Source organism: Nostoc sp. DedQUE09 (genome assembly GCF_034530915.1).
In the GTDB taxonomy this organism is placed as follows: domain Bacteria; phylum Cyanobacteriota; class Cyanobacteriia; order Cyanobacteriales; family Nostocaceae; genus Nostoc.
Genome location: NZ_JAVRCE010000079.1, coordinates 16,500 through 33,774, shown reverse-complemented (window position 1 = coordinate 33,774; position 17,275 = coordinate 16,500). Strand labels below are relative to the sequence as shown.

Genomic DNA, 17,275 nt, shown 5'->3' with positions numbered 1-17,275 from the left:
GAGTGCTGAGTGCTGAGTGCTGAGTGCTGAGTGCTGAGTGCTGAGTGCTGAGTAAATTTAAGAAGTACTCAGTATTTCCGCACTGAGGTAAAAGCCCCGTCTGCAAGTGCGCGGAATCTTCTTATAGGAAAAGGTTGATATCCCGCAAGAGTGTGGGCGGTCTTTTTACTCTAAGCTGAGGAACTCAGCACCCAGCACTTTTCATAGCAATTTGCTTTAGGGACGCATAAGTATGCGTCCCTTTTGACTTCCGCCTTGCGGTACTGGGGATCTTTTTCAAAGCCAATTACCGATCGCAACCATTGGTGCCCAATATGCAGGATGATCGTACATGATATTGACACCTTCAGATGGCGGTAATTTCTTAGCATGAATCATTCTAATTTGAGCCTTTTGCAAAGCTTCTGCAATACTCATACCAGTGTTACGATAGTTGGCGTAAAATGTTTTGACTAGTTCGGATGTCGATTGATCCGTAACACTCCACAAAGATGCGATCGCAGTTTTAACTCCAACTTGTAATGCAACTCCAGCTAATCCTAGTGTGGCACGGTCATCACCAACTGCGGTTTCACAGGCCGTGAGTGTGAGTAGTTCGACATTATCTGATTTGCTGTTAAGGTTTCGCAGTGAGTTTTCTAATTGGCTTATGGTAAGTTTTTGGTTTTTCCCGGTGACAATGAAGGTGTCTTCAGGAATGATCCCAAATTGAGCGTGACTAGCTATGTGAACAATGGGATATGTGGTTTTATCAAGTTTGTCTTGAAAACTTTCGAGGAGAAAATTATCGTCAATCAGGGGGGTATGATTGGGGAATATACTTTGAACTGCATTGACTTCATCGGGAACCGCAAAAAGCTGTTCAAAAGTCTTGCCGTCGATGGTAGCTTCTTTTGTCAAACCCAAAATTAACGCCTTTTGCGTACTGCGATCGCGTAGTTTAGGTGTGGTTAGTCGTAAACTGGGAGTTGTTGCAACTGCATAAGTTTCGACTAAATATTTCTTTTGTTGGCTGTCATAAAGTGCCGCCATTGGAACGCTACGCAAAAACCCATCCTGAATAAATACCAGAGTTTTGACTTTCTCCGGTTTGATATCCTCAGCAAAGGGGCGAATTATCCAATCATAAAGCTGTGATGCAATTGTTGGATCGTAGTTAATTTCTTCTCTTTTAACTAGTCCTGTGCGAAACTCGGCAATTTTTTTCTGTAGGGTATCGCTGCTAACTATTTTCTCACCTTGTTGATTGGGGTCTTCAATCCACTTAAATTTAGTTGCCTGATTGGGTAACTGCAATAATATCCCGGTTTTGCCATCTAAAATTATTGAACTCAAAAAGCCAGTATTTTTAAACGCTACACTATTATCTTCGAGGAGTTCGCCCACCTGTTTAGGATTCAACCCACTCAAAATGCAATCATTGCCAAAATAATTCTGTAATTCTGCGAGTTTCAACGCATCGATGGTGTTAACTACTTTCGATAGTTCCTTCGCACGTCCTTCGTCTGCAATTGCCCCAACTCCTAGCAAATTGAGCCGCGACTGTGCCAATGTCCGGTATAGTGGGCGAACAACATCGCGGAAATCAAATTGTACATCCCGTTCGGCAGTTAAAATATCCTGGCGGATATCTTCTAAGGTATCAAATGCTCGTTGATAAGATGCGATCGCTTCTTCTTGTCGATTCTGTTTATCTAAAATGCGTCCGGCTTGCCACTCCCACAAATACAAGCTATCTTTTGCGCTTAACTTGCTGTCTGCTGCAATGATAGCAGCTTGGGTATATTTTAATGCCTTCTCATTATTGAATGTTTTTTGACTATTTAATGCTTTTTCATTATCTGAATTACATTCCCAGAAATGACCCAAAGCACCATTAGAATAAGAAATTAGGCGATCATCTTGCAATTTTCTACTTGTTAATACTGAGTTTTCGAGCAAATTTAATGCTTCATTGTTACCAGATAAAACCAGCCCAGTTGGACAGTAGGTAAAGGGTGAAGTTCCTTTCGCATCGCGCTGCAAGTATGCTAAATCAATTGCGCCATAGACTTTTGTGGCAGAATCGGGCAAAGCTTCGAGAACTTTTAAAGCATCCTTAAGGGCTTTGTTAAACTCCTCATCATTAATAAATTTGCTCTTATTTGTCTGGGAAACCAACTGAATGAAATTTAATAATCCCCGCATCTCTGCTAAAGGTTGTTTTTCGTTACGGGCGAATTTTATACTATCTTGAAAATATTGATAAGCTCTGTCATAGTCTTCTTGTGACTTTTGCGTAAATTCTTGTTCTTTACTAAAAATACCAGCCTTATTTGCCGAATCGGCTTGTAACTCTCGCAATTGACCGCGACTTTTGTAAGCATTACCCAAACTATTAAACACCAAAAATTTAGATTCGGGACTAACTTGTTGGGCTGTGTCTAAATACTTAATTGCTTGGTCGTAACTTCCGATTAAGCGATATGCTTCACCGAGAATACCCAAAGCCGCAACCTGACCGGGTTTGTCGTTGTATTTGGTGGCGATTTGTGCAGCACTTTCTGGAGTGCATTTGATTTCCTGACTTAATTGATTTTCGGAGTTTTTCGACTTATCTATTAGTTGACCACATAAAAGTGCGATCGCTTTACGAGGTTGTCCCAAATTGCTGTAAACTTGGGCAAGTTCTGACTTCATACGTCCAACTTGCTGGATATTATTCACCGCATTATAGTCATTAATTGCTGCCGATAACGATGCGATCGCTGCTTTATTTTCTCCTATTTTTTGGTAAGCGCGCGCCAAATTTTCATTCACAACTCCCGTAACTGACGGATTATTTTTATCCTGATTTAATGCCTCTTGCCAATTTTTTATCGCATTAACAAAATTTCCGGCATCATAATCTTTAATTCCTTGTTCAACTAGTGCAGTGACATTTGGAGTTTGTGCAGATACAACTTTTCCAAACAATAAACAAATTACGAGACTTGCCAAAAATAATACTTTAATTAATCGATGGCGATTTAGTTTTTGGTAATGCTCGGTGAAGAGACGAATTCGCCTTGCAGATAAAAAAAATTGAGTGGCGCAATCTGCTGCTCGAAACTTCTTTCCTTGGGAGAAGCGAAAGGCGAATGGTGGTCGTAAAGGTTTAGAGAGTAAGAGTTTAAGATATTTTTTTGGGGATTTCATATTTTAATTCAGCAATGTCTGGATCTGGTATTGAATTTTAAAAAGTTATCTTCTATACAGCTTTTTTGATTACAATTAATTGATAGAGGAAATACTTGTATGAATTTTATTTTTAAATTACCAGAAATAGTAATCGAAAACTGAGTTTTGGGAAAGTATGCAGTTTTATGCAATTTTTCTTGCATTTTGTGACTAAAAGTGCAAGTTAAATAGACAAAACTTAAAATACTTGATTTTGGGTTAGACTTAGTTGTCTTAGCCTCAGATCAACGGTATATATCGGCATTTAGCGCATTTTAGATGCATTATATGCAAGCATAAATTGTGCGATCGCACCATACAGAATCATGTAATTATATTTGCATAAAAGGTAAATGCATTACCTTGCTGTTTACCTGATTGTGGATTTTATCTAATTTATCCAAGGTAAATTATTTATGAATCAACCATATCATCCTCAAAAAGCCAGTATTAAAAGCATTCTTTCTTTATGCTTAATATCCACTGCATTCAGCCAAGCAATGCCCGCCCATGCACAAATCACGCCCGATAATACTCTGGGTGCAGAAGCTTCTCAACTCAAGCAAAATCTGATAATTAATGGCACACTGGGTGACAAAATTGAGGGTGGTGCAACACGCGACAGCAATCTTTTTCATAGTTTCAGCGAGTTTAATATCGAAAATGGGCAACGAGTGTATTTTGCTAACCCCACTGGAATAGAAAATATATTGACGCGTGTAACAGGTGGGAATGCATCGAATATTTTCGGGACATTGGGAGTTGCTGGTGCAGCAAATTTGTTTTTGATTAATCCCAATGGAATTTTATTTGGGCAGAATGCGCAGTTAGATGTGCAGGGGAGTTTTGTCGGGACAACAGCCAATGGAGTGCAGTTTGGCAATCAGGGTATTTTCAGTGCCACCAATCCCCAAGCACCACCATTGTTGACGGTAAATCCTTCGGCGTTGTTCTTTAATCAGATTAATCAAGGTGCAGGAATTCAAAATAACTCAATTGCACGAGCCGGAACAGACCCAGCAGGGTTTAATGTATCTGGTTTACGAGTACCTGATGGTAAAAGTTTGCTGCTAGTGGGCAGTAATGTCAGCATGGATGGCGGCGAGTTAAATGCTTATGGTGGCAGAGTTGAATTAGGAGGGTTAGCAGCACCTGGAAATGTCAATCTTCTTTTTAATGAGGATAATCTCAGCTTGAAATTTCCTGAGAATGTGACTCGTGCAGATGTGTCACTTACCAATAAAGCGTTTGTGTATGTAGAAGCTGCTGGTGGCGGTGATATTGCGATTAATGCCCGCAACATAAATATTTTGGGAGGGAGTCAGCTGAATGCTGGTATCGCTGAAGGTTTGGGGAAACCAGAGGCGACTGCGGGGGATATTACCCTTAATGCTACGGGAGAAATCAAAGTTGCTGACTCCGGGAGTAGGATTCGCAATCTTGTACGTGAAGATTCAAAAGGCAATGGCGGTAACATTACTATCGATGCTGGTTCATTCTCTCTAAGTGATGACGCTCGACTTTCTGCTTCAACTTATGGACAGGGGAATGCCGGGAATGTGACGGTGGGTGCAAAAGATGCTATTTCCCTTGCAGGTAACGCTTACATTTTCAGCACCGTGGAAGCAGGAGGCGTAGGTAAAGGAGGCAATATCGATATTAATGCAGCAACACTGTCACTGACTGATGGCGCTCAACTGCTAACTGCTACTCGTGAAGCATCTGCTACCCAGCCAGCAGGACGAGGGGATGCAGGCAATGTCAATGTTTTGGTAACAGGTGCTGTTGATATTGCTGGAGAGAAAAACGATTTTCCTAGTGGGATTCGTAGCAATGTGGAAACAGGGACTGTTGGCAATGGGGGTAACATTACCATTGATTCTGGCTCGTTCTCTCTAAGTGATGACGCTCAACTTGAAGCCTCAACTTCAGGAGTGGGAAATGCAGGGAATGTGACAGTGGGTGCAAAAGATACTGTTTCCCTTGCAGGTGGTGACATCTTCAGTAATGTGGGAACGGGAGGTGTAGGCAACAGTGGAGATATCAACATCAGAGGTAGTTCCCTTTCCTTTACTGATGAGGCTAAACTTTCTGCCTCAATTTTGGGACAGGGAAATGCAGGGAATGTCACTATTTTAGCAAAAGACAAAGTTTCATTTTCAGGAACTAACAGTGGAGTACTTAGTGCTGTTGGTCTTTTAGGTATAGGAAATGGGGCTAATATCAATATTAGAACGCGATCGCTTTCTCTACAAGATGGCGCTCTAATCGCTACAAGCACTCTTGGCAAAGGTAACGCCGGAAATATTCAAATTAATGCTGATGACTCTGTTTTTGTCAGCAATGGTTCTGTGATAACTCCTGCAACCTTTGGACAAGGTAATGCAGGAAGTATCACTATTGAAGCCGGAAATACAATTTCCTTCGATGGAGTAGGAAGTAATAATATTTCTAGTGGAGGATATAGCGTTGTCGGGCCCTTCGCAATACCTTCACCGGAATTTACAGGGAAACGCTCTGGAGGAGATATTACTATCACAGCTCAGAGAGTTTCTCTGACCAATGGCGCTGAACTTTCTGCCTCAACTTATGGACAGGGCAATGGAGGTAACATTTTCATCGATTCTGGTGACTTATCTCTAAGTGATGGCGCTAAACTTTCTGCCTCAACTTCAGGAGTTGGGAATGGCGGTAACATTACCATCAATTCGGGTGACTTATCTCTAAGTGATGGCGCTAAACTTTCTGCCTCAACTTCAGGAGTTGGGAATGCGGGGAATGTGACAGTGGGTGCAAAAAATGCTGTTTCGCTTGCAAATGCTGATATTTTCAGCACCATACAAGCAGGAGGTGTAGGTAAGGGTGGCAATATCGACATCAATGCAGCAACCCTGTCACTCACCGATGGCGCTCAACTACTAACTGCTACTCGTGGTGCATCTGCTACCCAACCAGCAGGAAGAGGAGACGCAGGCAATGTCAATGTTTTGGTAACAGGCGCTGTTGATATTGCTGGGGAGAAAAACGGTTTTCCTAGTGCAATTTTCACCGATGTAGAAACGGGAGCAAGAGGTAATGGGGGAAATATAAACATCTCAAGTGGCTCGTTCTCTCTAACTGATGGCGCTAAACTGGTTGCTAGCACTGGTGGACAAGGTTTAGATTCACCTAATAGTCAGGCAGGAAATATTATTCTCAATACTACAGGAAAAGTAGAAGTTGCGGGGACAGACAGTGCTATCCGCAGTACTTTGCTCACCGGAGGAGTTGGGAATGGGGGTAACATTACCATCGATTCTGGCTCATTCTTTCTAAGTGACGGCGCTCGACTTTCTGCTTCAACTTTAGGAGTGGGGAATGCGGGGAATGTGACAGTGGGTGCAAAAAATGCTATTTCCCTTGCAGGTAACGCTTACATTTTAAGCACTGTAGAAGCAGGAGGCATAGGTAACGGAGGCAGTATCGACATCAATGCCACAACACTGTCACTCACTGATGGCGCTCAACTGATAACCATTACTCGTGGTGCATCTGCTACTCAACCAGCAGGACAAGGGAATGCAGGAAATGTCAATGTTTTAGTAACAGGTGCTGTTGATATTGCTGGGGAGAAAAACGGTTTTCCCAGTGGGATTCGCAGCAATGTGGAAACGGGGGCTGTTGGCAATGGGGGTAACATTTTTATCGATTCTGGTTCATTATCTCTAAGTGATGGCGCTGAACTTGAAGCCTCAACTTATGGACAGGGAAATGCAGGAAATGTCAATGTTTTAGTAACAGGTGCTGTTGATATTGCTGGGGAGAAAAACGGTTTTCCCAGTGGGATTCGCAGCAATGTGGAAACGGGGGCTGTTGGCAATGGGGGTAACATTACCATTGATTCTGATGACTTCTCTCTAAGTGATGGCGCTCAACTTGAAGCCTCAACTTATGGACAGGGGAATGCGGGGAATGTGACGGTGGGTGCAAAAAATGCTATTTCCCTTGCAAATGGTGACATCCTCAGTGCAGTCGAAGCAGGAGGCGTAGGTCAGGGTGGCAATATAGATATTAATGCAGCAATACTGTCACTCACTGATGGCGCTCAACTGCTAACCATTACTCGTGGTGCATCTGATACCCAACCAGCAGGAAGAGGGGATGCGGGGAATGTCAATGTTTTGGTAACAGGTGCTGTTGATATTGCTGGGGAGAAAAACGATTTTCCCAGTGGGATTCGCAGCCTTGTGAGAACGGGGACTGTTGGCAATGGTGGTAACATTACTATCGATTCTGGTTCGTTCTCTCTAAGTAATAGCGCTCAACTTAATGCTTCAACTTCAGGAGTGGGGAATGCGGGGAATGTGACGGTGGGTGCAAAAGATACTATTTCCCTTGCAGGTAACGCTTACATTTTCAGCACCGTGGAAGCAGGAGGCGTAGGTAAAGGAGGCAATATCGATATTAATGCAGCAACACTGTCACTGACTGATGGCGCTCAACTGCTAACTGCTACTCGTGAAGCATCTGCTACCCAGCCAGCAGGACGAGGGGATGCAGGCAATGTCAATGTTTTGGTAACAGGTGCTGTTGATATTGCTGGAGAGAAAAACGATTTTCCTAGTGGGATTCGTAGCAATGTGGAGACGGGGACTGTTGGCAATGGGGGTAACATTACCATTGATTCTGGTTCATTCTCATTACGAGATGGCGCTAAACTTGTTGCCTCAACTTCAGGAGTGGGAAATGCAGGGAATGTGACAGTCGGTGCAAAAAATGCTGTTTCCCTTGCAAATGGTGACATCCTCAGTGCAGTCGAAGCAGGAGGTGTAGGTCAGGGTGGCAATATCGACATCAATGCAGCAACACTGTCACTCACCGATAGCGCTCAACTGCTAACCATTACTCGTGGTGCATCTGATACCCAACCAGCAGGAAGAGGTGATGCAGGTAATGTCAATGTTTCGGTGACAGGTGCTGTTGATATTGTTGGGCAGAAAAACGGTTTTCCTAGTGCGATTTTCAGCTTGGTGAGTACAGGAACGGTTGGGAATGGCGGTAACATTACCATTGATTCTGGTGACTTCTCTCTAAGTGGTGGCGCTCTACTTAATGCCTCAACTTTTGGACAGGGGAATGCAGGAAATATTCGTATCAATGCAAAAGATGCAATAACTATTTCTCGAACTAATCAAGAGACAGGATTATCTAGTGCTTTATTTACATTTACTGATTCTACTTCCACAGGCAAAGGTGGCGATATTAACGTAAACACCAATATCTTTCGCGTATCAGACGGCGCTTTACTAGATGCACGCACTAGAAATAATCAAAAAGGTGGCGATATTACGGTAAATGCAAATGTCTTTGAAGCACTCAACGGCGGACAACTCACCACCACTACCTCAAGCAATGGACGTGCAGGTAAAATTACTGTCAATGCTACTGATAAAGTAATAATTAGTGGTATTGATCCTAGTTACACCGATCGCATTACTAATTTTCCTGACAACGTAGTAAATATCGGTGCTAACAGTGGCTTATTTGTCAGTTCCACAGGTTCAGGAATCACAGGCGACATCGAAATCAACTCACCCAAAATTACCTTAGACAACCAAGGCAAACTCAACGCTGAATCTGCATCAGGTAACGGTGGTAACATCAACGCCAACAGCAATTTACTCTTACTCCGTCGTGGCGCTCAAATCTCTACCAACGCAGGCACAGAAGAATTAGGTGGGGATGGCGGTGACATAAATATCAACTCGAAATTTATTATTGCTGTCCCTGAAGAAAACAGCGATATCAGCGCTAACGCCTTTACAGGAACAGGTGGAAACATCCAAATCAACTCGCAAGGTATCTTCGGTATCGAGTCACGTTCAAAACTAACCGAAAAAAGCGATATCACTGCAAGTTCAGAATTAGGGGTTTCCGGTGTAACAAATATCAATACACCCGATAACAGTTCTATTCAAAACAGCTTCACCGGATTATCACCAAATGTCATCGATACCAACGCACTCATTGCCAATAGCTGCATTTCACGCGGCACGAAACGACAAGAAAACTCTTTTACCATCCCAGGTTCTGGTGCTTTACGCTATACTCCGGGAGATGTCTTAACTTCAGCCTACACAACTGGTGATGTGCGTAATGTTGAACCAACACCACGTCCTTGGAAAAAAGGCGACCCAATAATTGAACCACAAGGATTGTATCGATTACCAAATGGGCAATTAATTTTGAGTAGAAGTTGTTCAAAATAAATATTGCACATATTGGGAAAATTCTATATGCAGTTTTCTGCAAAATGGGACGCACAATCATGCGATCGCACCATCCAAATCATGCAACTATATATGCATAAATGGTGAATGAATTACCTAGTCATATCCCTTAATCTGAGTATTAAAGAAACGGTTAATAAATCGAAAAACAACAAAAATCATCAATTTATCAACCATTGCTGATGAAATTATCGTTATTCTTTTAACTCAGATTAGAGGTTGATTATGTTTTCTAAACTATTTTGTAACACAGTTTTAGCAACATCTTTGACATTACCAAATTTCAAACAAACTACTTCCATTGCAATTTTATTAGCTGGAATTGGATTGTTTGGTATTAAGTCAGCAGATGCGAGAAATGCTTTAGTACAAACACCAGATGTTTCTCAATCTTCATCTTATACGATCGCGCAACTGGTAGATGCAAATTCTCCGATTTACGGAAGCTGGCAGCTAAAATATAGCGTTGATGGAGTTGTCCATACAAGCGTGCTGGTGATGAACGGATATTCTGGAGTGATGAGAACTAGATATTTTAGTTCTAATAAAAAACAGGTTGTAGACCAAAAAATTAGACTTAAGTCTTCTCCTCGCGGATTAGTTTTTTTGGGATATAACCCTGTCTATGCTGGAACTTCCACAAGACACCCTACTTATGCTGCTGATAATTTTTTATTTGCTATTGAGGATGATGGTTGATTTACAGCTTTTACTTGCGATGATCGACGACAATGCTCGCCTGTAGATGTGGAAGAGATGATATCTCAATCTTAAATAAAGATGGCGCAAATTATTTGCCTTTTAAGTTCCCTAGTGATTAGTGAACTGACAAATAGGCGCTTGCACTATCACATATTTTTTTGTTAATGCATTTATTGTCTTATTTATCAATACGTAAGTACTAAATATTAAAATGGCCAAATTGGATCTTGATGATTGCATAAAGGTGCAATCATCAAGCAACCCATCATGGTATTTTAATTAAGTAATAATACTTCATAACTATCTAATTAGTAATACGATCGCTAAGTCAGTTGGTGGAAATAAAAAGAAGTATGTTACGAAACGTAAGTATATCTAAAAACCTTATCAATGACAAATGATCACCCTTTCAAATCATAAATAAACAATGAGTTCATACTTTCGGTTTTCAAAGCTTTTTTTCATATTACTTACCTGCATCAGCATCACTCCACTTGCAGTATTTGCACAATCGACACCCCCGCCAGGAGTTACAATTCCCCCCGATACACCGGGGAAAGTTGAAGAAACTCTACCCCAACCATCACCGACACCAACTCTTCCACCGACACCAACACTTCCACCCACACCAGCGACACCAACTGTTCCCATACTCCCATCGCCTCCACAGGAAAATCTACCTGATAACATCTTTCCTAGCGGTGAAAGTTTTTTTGTTAAAGAAATTCAAGTCACAGGCTATTCTGTTTTAAAAGATGAAATCATTAAATTAAAACAGCCTTTAGAAAATAAAAACATCACCTTTGAGCAGTTATTGCAACTGCGATCGCAAATCACTAAACTCTATGTTGATAATGGCTATATCACCAGTGGTGCATTTATTTCTAACAATCAAAATGTCGCTAGCGGTGTCGTACAAATTCAAGTTGTCGAAGGCGAACTCGAAGGAATTTCCATTTTAGGATTACAAAGATTGCAGCCTGGGTATGTGCGTTCCCGGATTAAACGCCTTGCAGGTAAGCCTTTAAATCAAAAGAGCCTCGAACAAGCGCTACAATTATTACAACTTGACCCAGTAATTCAACGAGTTAATGCTGAGTTAACCGCAGGTAGCACTCCCGGAAATAATATTTTACAGGTGACAATTACCGAATCGCCACCATTCCACCTTGGAGTTACCTTTGCAAATAACCAATCAACTAGCGTCGGCTCAGAACAAGGGAGTGTTTTTCTTGCTCACGATAATTTATTAGGATTTGGGGATAAATTTAGTGCTGAATATGCTGGTAGCGAAGGTTTAGACATTTACAATATCAATTATTCTATTCCCTTTAACGCCTTAGATGGAACCATTGGTGTCCGCTATAGCAACAGTGCTAGCCGCATTATTGAAAGCGAATTTCGTGACTTAAATATCCGCAGCGAAGCCGAAACCCTTTCTTTTAACGTCCGTCAACCGCTAATCCACACGCCAAACAGAGAATTTGCTTTGGGTTTAGCATTCGATTTACGGCGCAGTCAAACTTACATCCTGAATGATATGCCCTTCTCCTTTACCGAAGGGCCAGAAGATGGAGAATCACGAGTTACGGTAATCCGCTTTTCTCAAGATTGGTTACAACGTAATGCTAACAGTGTTCTAGCGGCGCGATCGCAATTTAGTTTTGGGATTGATGCAATTGACGCAACCGTTAACGATAGTGGTACTGATGGGCGTTTTTTCTCTTGGGTGGGACAATTTCAATGGGTACAACGGCTATCTCCCCGCATCTTGATGCTAGCCAAAGTTAACACTCAACTTACTCCTGATTCCTTACTTTCGTTGGAAAAAATTAGCATTGGAGGAGTTGATACAGTGCGCGCTTACGATCAAAATCAAATTGTTGCTGACAATGGGGTAGTTGGAGGTGTGGAAGTTCGGATTCCCCTGGCTTCAAATGTGGAGACATTACAGCTAATCCCATTTTTTGATATCGGTACAGCTTGGAATAATCGCGGTATTAATGCCGACCCACAAACTATTGCTAGCTTGGGGTTGGGCTTGAACTGGCAACCTTTTAACGGTTTGGTATTGCGTGCAGACTATGGTATACCATTAATGGGCACAAGCGATCGCGGTAGTTCGCTACAAGAGAATGGCTTTAATTTTTCAGTGCGATATCAGCCTTTTTAAAAGCGAGATTTCTAGATTGAGTCGGTAGATATATAATTCACATCAGGCGTGAATTATGAATTATAAATTTCAGGATTGACGCAATTAGCCAAACGATCGCCCCTCAATCCGGCAATTAAATTAGTGATCGCCATTGAAGCCATTTTTGAGCGCGTTTGACGGCTGGCACTGCCGATATGAGGTGCAATAATTAGATTTTCTAAGGTCAATAACAGGCTATTACTAGGAATCGGTTCTGGTTCGGTGACATCTACAGCCGCAGCAGCGATTTGACCACTGGCAAGGGCGCGATACAGAGAATCTGGATCTACAATAGTTCCTCGCGCCGTGTTAATCAAAATAGCCGATCGCTTCATCAATTCAAATTGGCGATCGCTAATTAAATGATAAGTATCATCAGCCGATGGTGTATGCAGAGTTACGAAATCCGACTCTTGCAGTAAGTGTTCTAACGTAGCAAACTCCACACCTAAAGATTGTTCTAACTCTGGGCTGCATCGTTGCCTACTCGTGTACAATATCTGCATTTCAAACCCTTTGGCACGACGAGCGATCGCTTGACCAATCCGCCCAAAACCAACAATCCCCAAGGTAGCACCCGTAACATTTGGCCCCAACAACAAATCTGGTTCCCAAGTCTGCCACAAACCTGCACGAGTAAATCGATCTGCCTCCACTACTCGCCGTGCAGCTGCCATTAGTAATGCCCAGGCAAAATCTGCGGTAGCATCGGTTAACACCCCAGGAGTATTACCGACGGGAATTTTTCGCGCCGTAGCGGCAGCAATGTCAATGTTATCGTAACCTACTGCCATTTGACTGATGACTTTGAGTTTCCCAGACTCAATGAGTTGGCGATCGATTTGGTCAGTTAGCAGACATAGCAATCCATCTATTTCCTTGACTTTTTCTAGTAAAATTTCGTATGGAGGGGGTTGGCGTTCTGGCCAAACTTCCACAATAGCGAGCGATCGCAGTTGCTCTAATTCGATGGGTAAGCGACGAGTGACGAAGACTTTAGCTTGAATCATAATTCTTGAACCTTTTATCTCCTCAAAGAGATATATTACTGGTTCATTTTGTCTTTGCTTAGTCTACCCTGAATATAGATGTTTATCCGTGGTGCTGTAGTACCAATTTATGACTAACTCAACTCCAATGGATGACGAGAAAAAGCTCCCCAAGAAGAAAGGCAAGTCGCTTCCTCCCAAGCTGATTATCTGGGTAGGAAAGTTTGTCTGGACGACTATGTGGCAGATAATGATGTCAAACCTTGCTCCTCGCAATCAGTCGGGAGCATATATTCGTCCTAATAGTCAGTTTCGCAAGTTCATTGGCATAGAAGAAGGGAATCCACACCCACCAGCAACGGGGCGCTACAAACTTTATGTTGGGCTGGGCTGTCCTTGGGCGCATCGAACTTTAGTTGTGCGATCGCTTAAAAAACTCGAAGCGGTAATATCAGTATGTATCGTCTCTCCTTCGCCCATTGAAGGCGGTTGGATATTTAACGAGGAAGAAGAAGGTTGTCGCACACTGGCTGAATTTTACCAGAAGGCAGAACCCGGCTACAGTGGACGCTCTACAGTGCCAGTACTATGGGATAAGCAAACAAAAGCGATCGTCAATAATGAGAGTTCAGAGATTATCGTCATGCTGAACTCTGAATTTAACGAGTTTGCCAACAATCCGATGCTAAATCTTTACCCAGAAGAACTTCAAGAGAAAATTGATTGGTGGAATGAAAAGATTTATCACGCGGTAAATAACGGGGTATATCGCTGTGGCTTTGCCCAGACTCAAGAAGCATACAATCAAGCCTGTAATGAACTGTTCGCAACTCTCGATGAGATTGAACTTGCATTGCAGACTAATCGCTATCTCTGCGGTGAACATCTGACACTTGCAGATGTACGTTTATTCACGACATTATTTCGGTTTGATAGTGCTTACTATGGGCTGTTTAAATGCAATAAACAGCGAATTCGAGACTATCAAAATCTCGGAGCTTATCTGCGCGATTTGTATCAGCTTCCAGGTGTGGCTGACACTTGTGACGTAGAAACTGTGAAGCGGGACTACTACGGAAACCTATTTCCACTCAATCCCGGTGGAATTATTCCCAATGGGCCAGATATGTCCTATCTCAATCAACCGCACGATCGCGATCGCATCGGCAAAGTGAATGCTTCATGAACCAGATTAATCGAGTTGCAATTGTCGGTGGAACTCATGGCAATGAATTTACAGGAGCCTACCTAGTCCAGAAATTTGCCCAGTTTCCCGATTTAATTACTAGACCAAGTTTTGAGACAGTCACTCTGTTGGCAAACCCTCATGCTTTTGCTGCTGGAAGACGATATGTAGAGAAAGATTTAAATCGCTGTTTTCTCAAACAAGATTTACAAGATCCGACTCTGGAAAGTTACGAAGAATTGCGAGCTAAATTAATCCAGGCTACTCTAGCATCAAATGGGGATAAACAAGCAGATTTTATCTTAGACTTGCACAGCAGTACAGCTAATATGGGTCTGACAATTATTCTTGATAACAGTCATCCCTTAAATTTAAAATTGGCTGCTTATCTAAGCCAGTTTAATTCTTTAGTTAAAGTTTATCGCTGTTCTTTTAAATCAATTGCAGAAAACCCATTTGTAAATTCTCTATGCGAATTAGGCTTTGCGTTTGAGGTTGGCCCAATTGCCCAAGGACTTTTAAAAGCAACCCTGTTCAAACAAACAGAGGAACTTGTTCGCGCCCTTCTGGACTACTTAGAACAGTTTAACCAGGGTAAAATTCCATCAAATAACGAAACCTTGATTCTCTATGACCATTTATCAGTTGTAGACTACCCAAAAAAATCTGATGGTACAATCTTTGGGATGATTCATCCAGAGCTTCAGGATAAGGATTATCAAGCCTTAAACCCAGGAGATCCAATGTTTATAACTTTTGACGATAAAACAATTGTTTATGAAGGTGCATCTACTGTTTGGCCAATTTTTATTAATGAGGCAGCTTACTACGAAAAGGGAATTGCCATGTGTTTAACCCAGAGGCAGCAAATCAACATCTAGTACCGCAAGGCGGAAGTCAAAAGTCAAAAGTCAAAAGTATTATGGAATAAGCTCTTTACGGATTTTAAATGGTTGCTCTATTTCCGCCGTCGCGTACTAGCTAGGATGTAGCTCGCAAAGTACACACAAGTCTTTTAGAGTGGCTCCACAGACTTTTAATCCCCCCAACCCCTCTCGAAAAACAAAGCTGTTTTTTATTCCCTCAAAGGCTTAAAAAAGACTTGTGTTGCGGACAAAAGTACTTGTGTTGTGAACCGAATGGCACTAAGTTAAGCTGAAGGGTATGCAGTGTAAGGATTGCAGAGGGGCAGAGGAGCAGGGGCGCAGAGGGGAATTTCTAAGTATCCGTGCGTATGCCTAAAACTTCTTCTTTCTCCCCTGCTCCTTTGCTCCTCTGCACCCCTGCTGCCTCAACGATTTTCTCTTTTCTTAGTGCCATTCTGTTGTGAACCAAAGTACTTGTGTGTACACCGTACCTCCCAAGGGAGAAGGGGTTAGGGGATGAGGGCGTGAGGGATTTGCAAAATGCCTGTCCGATATAGTTTTCGGCTTAAGTTGACATCAATGCAGATGGATTCACACTAAGCTAGACGCACCAAGGCAATTCCCAATCCAAAATCTAAAATCTAAAATGGTATCAGCCCCCATCGAACTATGGAACTTGACCAATAAAGCCCAAGCCTTAGACTATAATTAACGCTTAAAATTGTCCAAATAATTTAACTCCTAATGAAAACAAAGCAAAAAGGAAACAAACCAATAGCCAGTCTTTCTTTAGATTTGGATAATATTTGGTCTTATTTAAAAAATCAGGGCGCTCCGGGTTGGGAGAATTATCCTTCTTACCTGGATATCGCAGTACCTCGTTTCTTAGATATTCTCAAGCAATGGGATTTGACAATCACAGTATTCATTGTCGGTCAGGATGCAGCGCTAGAAAAGAATACCAAAGCAATACAAGCGATCGCTAGCGCCGGTCATGAAATTGGCAATCATTCATTCTATCACGATCCTTGGCTACATCTGTATTCAGAGAATGAGATTGAAGAAGAGGTGGCACTTGCCGAAGAACATATCAAGCGTGTCACTCATCAACATCCTATCGGCTTTCGGGGGCCAGGATACAGTTTTTCTCCAGCAGTATTGAAAGTCTTAGCACGACGAGGATACGAATATGATGCTTCGACTTTTCCCACATTTTTGGGGCCCATAGCACGAGCATATTATTTAATAACTTGTAAATTGAGCAAGGAAGAACGTAAAAAACGGGAAGCGCTGTTTGGCGGTTTTAAAGAGGGTTTGCAGCCGCTAAAACCTTACCATTGGCATCTAGATAAGGATAAACTGACTGAGATTCCCGTTACTACCATGCCAATTTTTAAAGTGCCAATTCACTTCAGTTACATAATGTTTCTGAGTACATTTTCTTCAGAAGTGGCGTTACTCTACCTGCGAATTGCTCTCTGGCTGTGTAAAATTACACGCGTCCAGCCTTCTTTGCTACTCCATCCTACAGACTTTGTAAGTCAAGAAGATGTGCCAGAACTTTCATTCTTTCCTGGTATGAGTGTTCCCACCTACAAAAAGCTGGCAATAGTGAACAAAAGTTTAGAAATTATATCGAGTCAGTTTAATGTTTTGACTGTTGGACAACACGCTAAATTTGCAGCCGATGGGCGTAAACTGCCTGTATTAGTGCCTCAAAAGAGATAAAAATACGATTTATTACCAATTACGAACACCAAACAAATTAGAGACAATTTAAACTAGTTTTCCTAGAGAGGCTGGTTTCGATAAATGAGTCTGAAACCTGCTTCCAAAACGCGAATACGATTCTAGCTATCGCCATAAGCAGT

8 protein-coding genes are annotated in these 17,275 nt (G+C 42.1%); 6 read left to right on the top strand and 2 right to left on the bottom strand.

The genetic code is table 11. The features are described from left to right. Positions 1-276: 276 nt before the first annotated feature. Positions 277-3,177 carry a CHAT domain-containing protein gene (locus RMY27_RS31400; protein ID WP_322668738.1) on the bottom strand — a complete coding sequence of 967 codons (2,901 nt, stop codon included), beginning with the start codon at positions 3,175-3,177 and terminating at the stop codon, positions 277-279. A gap of 437 nt (positions 3,178-3,614) precedes the next feature. On the opposite strand from RMY27_RS31400, the gene RMY27_RS31395 reads away from it, so the two are divergent. The 3 genes from RMY27_RS31395 (at position 3,615) to RMY27_RS31385 (ending at position 12,342) form a co-directional block, all read left to right on the top strand. Beyond that, on the top strand, positions 3,615-9,446 hold the full coding sequence (locus RMY27_RS31395; RefSeq protein WP_322668737.1) for a filamentous hemagglutinin N-terminal domain-containing protein: 5,832 nt from the start codon (positions 3,615-3,617) through the stop codon (positions 9,444-9,446). A gap of 246 nt (positions 9,447-9,692) precedes the next feature. Then, the gene (locus RMY27_RS31390; protein ID WP_322668736.1) at positions 9,693-10,166 is read left to right on the top strand and encodes a hypothetical protein; all 474 of its coding nucleotides are present in this window, start codon (positions 9,693-9,695) and stop codon (positions 10,164-10,166) included. A 430-nt stretch (positions 10,167-10,596) separates the two neighbouring features. Then, a complete protein-coding gene (locus RMY27_RS31385) occupies positions 10,597-12,342 on the top strand; it encodes a ShlB/FhaC/HecB family hemolysin secretion/activation protein (protein ID WP_322668735.1) in 1,746 nt (581 codons plus the stop codon). A gap of 53 nt (positions 12,343-12,395) precedes the next feature. Here the strand turns inward: RMY27_RS31385 and RMY27_RS31380 are convergent, their stop codons facing one another. Further along, complete coding sequence (locus tag RMY27_RS31380; protein WP_322668734.1) at positions 12,396-13,373, bottom strand: D-glycerate dehydrogenase; 978 nt, start codon at positions 13,371-13,373, stop codon at positions 12,396-12,398. A 109-nt stretch (positions 13,374-13,482) separates the two neighbouring features. Here RMY27_RS31380 and RMY27_RS31375 point away from each other — a divergent pair, with 109 nt between their 5' ends. The 3 genes from RMY27_RS31375 to RMY27_RS31365 all read left to right on the top strand — a co-directional run bounded on the left by RMY27_RS31375 (position 13,483) and on the right by RMY27_RS31365 (position 17,132). Next, complete coding sequence (locus RMY27_RS31375) at positions 13,483-14,538, top strand: glutathione S-transferase family protein (protein WP_322668733.1); 1,056 nt, start codon at positions 13,483-13,485, stop codon at positions 14,536-14,538. Beyond that, the gene (locus RMY27_RS31370) at positions 14,535-15,419 is read left to right on the top strand and encodes an aspartoacylase (RefSeq protein WP_322668732.1); all 885 of its coding nucleotides are present in this window, start codon (positions 14,535-14,537) and stop codon (positions 15,417-15,419) included. The genes RMY27_RS31375 and RMY27_RS31370 overlap by 4 nt, the downstream gene beginning before the upstream one ends. 729 nt (positions 15,420-16,148) lie before the next feature. Next, positions 16,149-17,132 carry a polysaccharide deacetylase family protein gene (locus tag RMY27_RS31365; protein WP_322668731.1) on the top strand — a complete coding sequence of 328 codons (984 nt, stop codon included), beginning with the start codon at positions 16,149-16,151 and terminating at the stop codon, positions 17,130-17,132. Positions 17,133-17,275: the final 143 nt, after the last annotated feature.

Excerpts from the sequence above, each read along its gene's own strand:
- RMY27_RS31400 (WP_322668738.1), bottom strand. The coding sequence starts at position 3,177 with ATGAAATCCCCAAAAAAATATCTTAAACTCTTACTCTCTAAACCTTTA.
- RMY27_RS31395 (WP_322668737.1), top strand. The coding sequence starts at position 3,615 with ATGAATCAACCATATCATCCTCAAAAAGCCAGTATTAAAAGCATTCTT.
- RMY27_RS31390 (WP_322668736.1), top strand. The coding sequence starts at position 9,693 with ATGTTTTCTAAACTATTTTGTAACACAGTTTTAGCAACATCTTTGACA.
- RMY27_RS31385 (WP_322668735.1), top strand. The coding sequence starts at position 10,597 with ATGAGTTCATACTTTCGGTTTTCAAAGCTTTTTTTCATATTACTTACC.
- RMY27_RS31380 (WP_322668734.1), bottom strand. The coding sequence starts at position 13,373 with ATGATTCAAGCTAAAGTCTTCGTCACTCGTCGCTTACCCATCGAATTA.
- RMY27_RS31375 (WP_322668733.1), top strand. The coding sequence starts at position 13,483 with ATGACTAACTCAACTCCAATGGATGACGAGAAAAAGCTCCCCAAGAAG.
- RMY27_RS31370 (WP_322668732.1), top strand. The coding sequence starts at position 14,535 with ATGAACCAGATTAATCGAGTTGCAATTGTCGGTGGAACTCATGGCAAT.
- RMY27_RS31365 (WP_322668731.1), top strand. The coding sequence starts at position 16,149 with ATGAAAACAAAGCAAAAAGGAAACAAACCAATAGCCAGTCTTTCTTTA.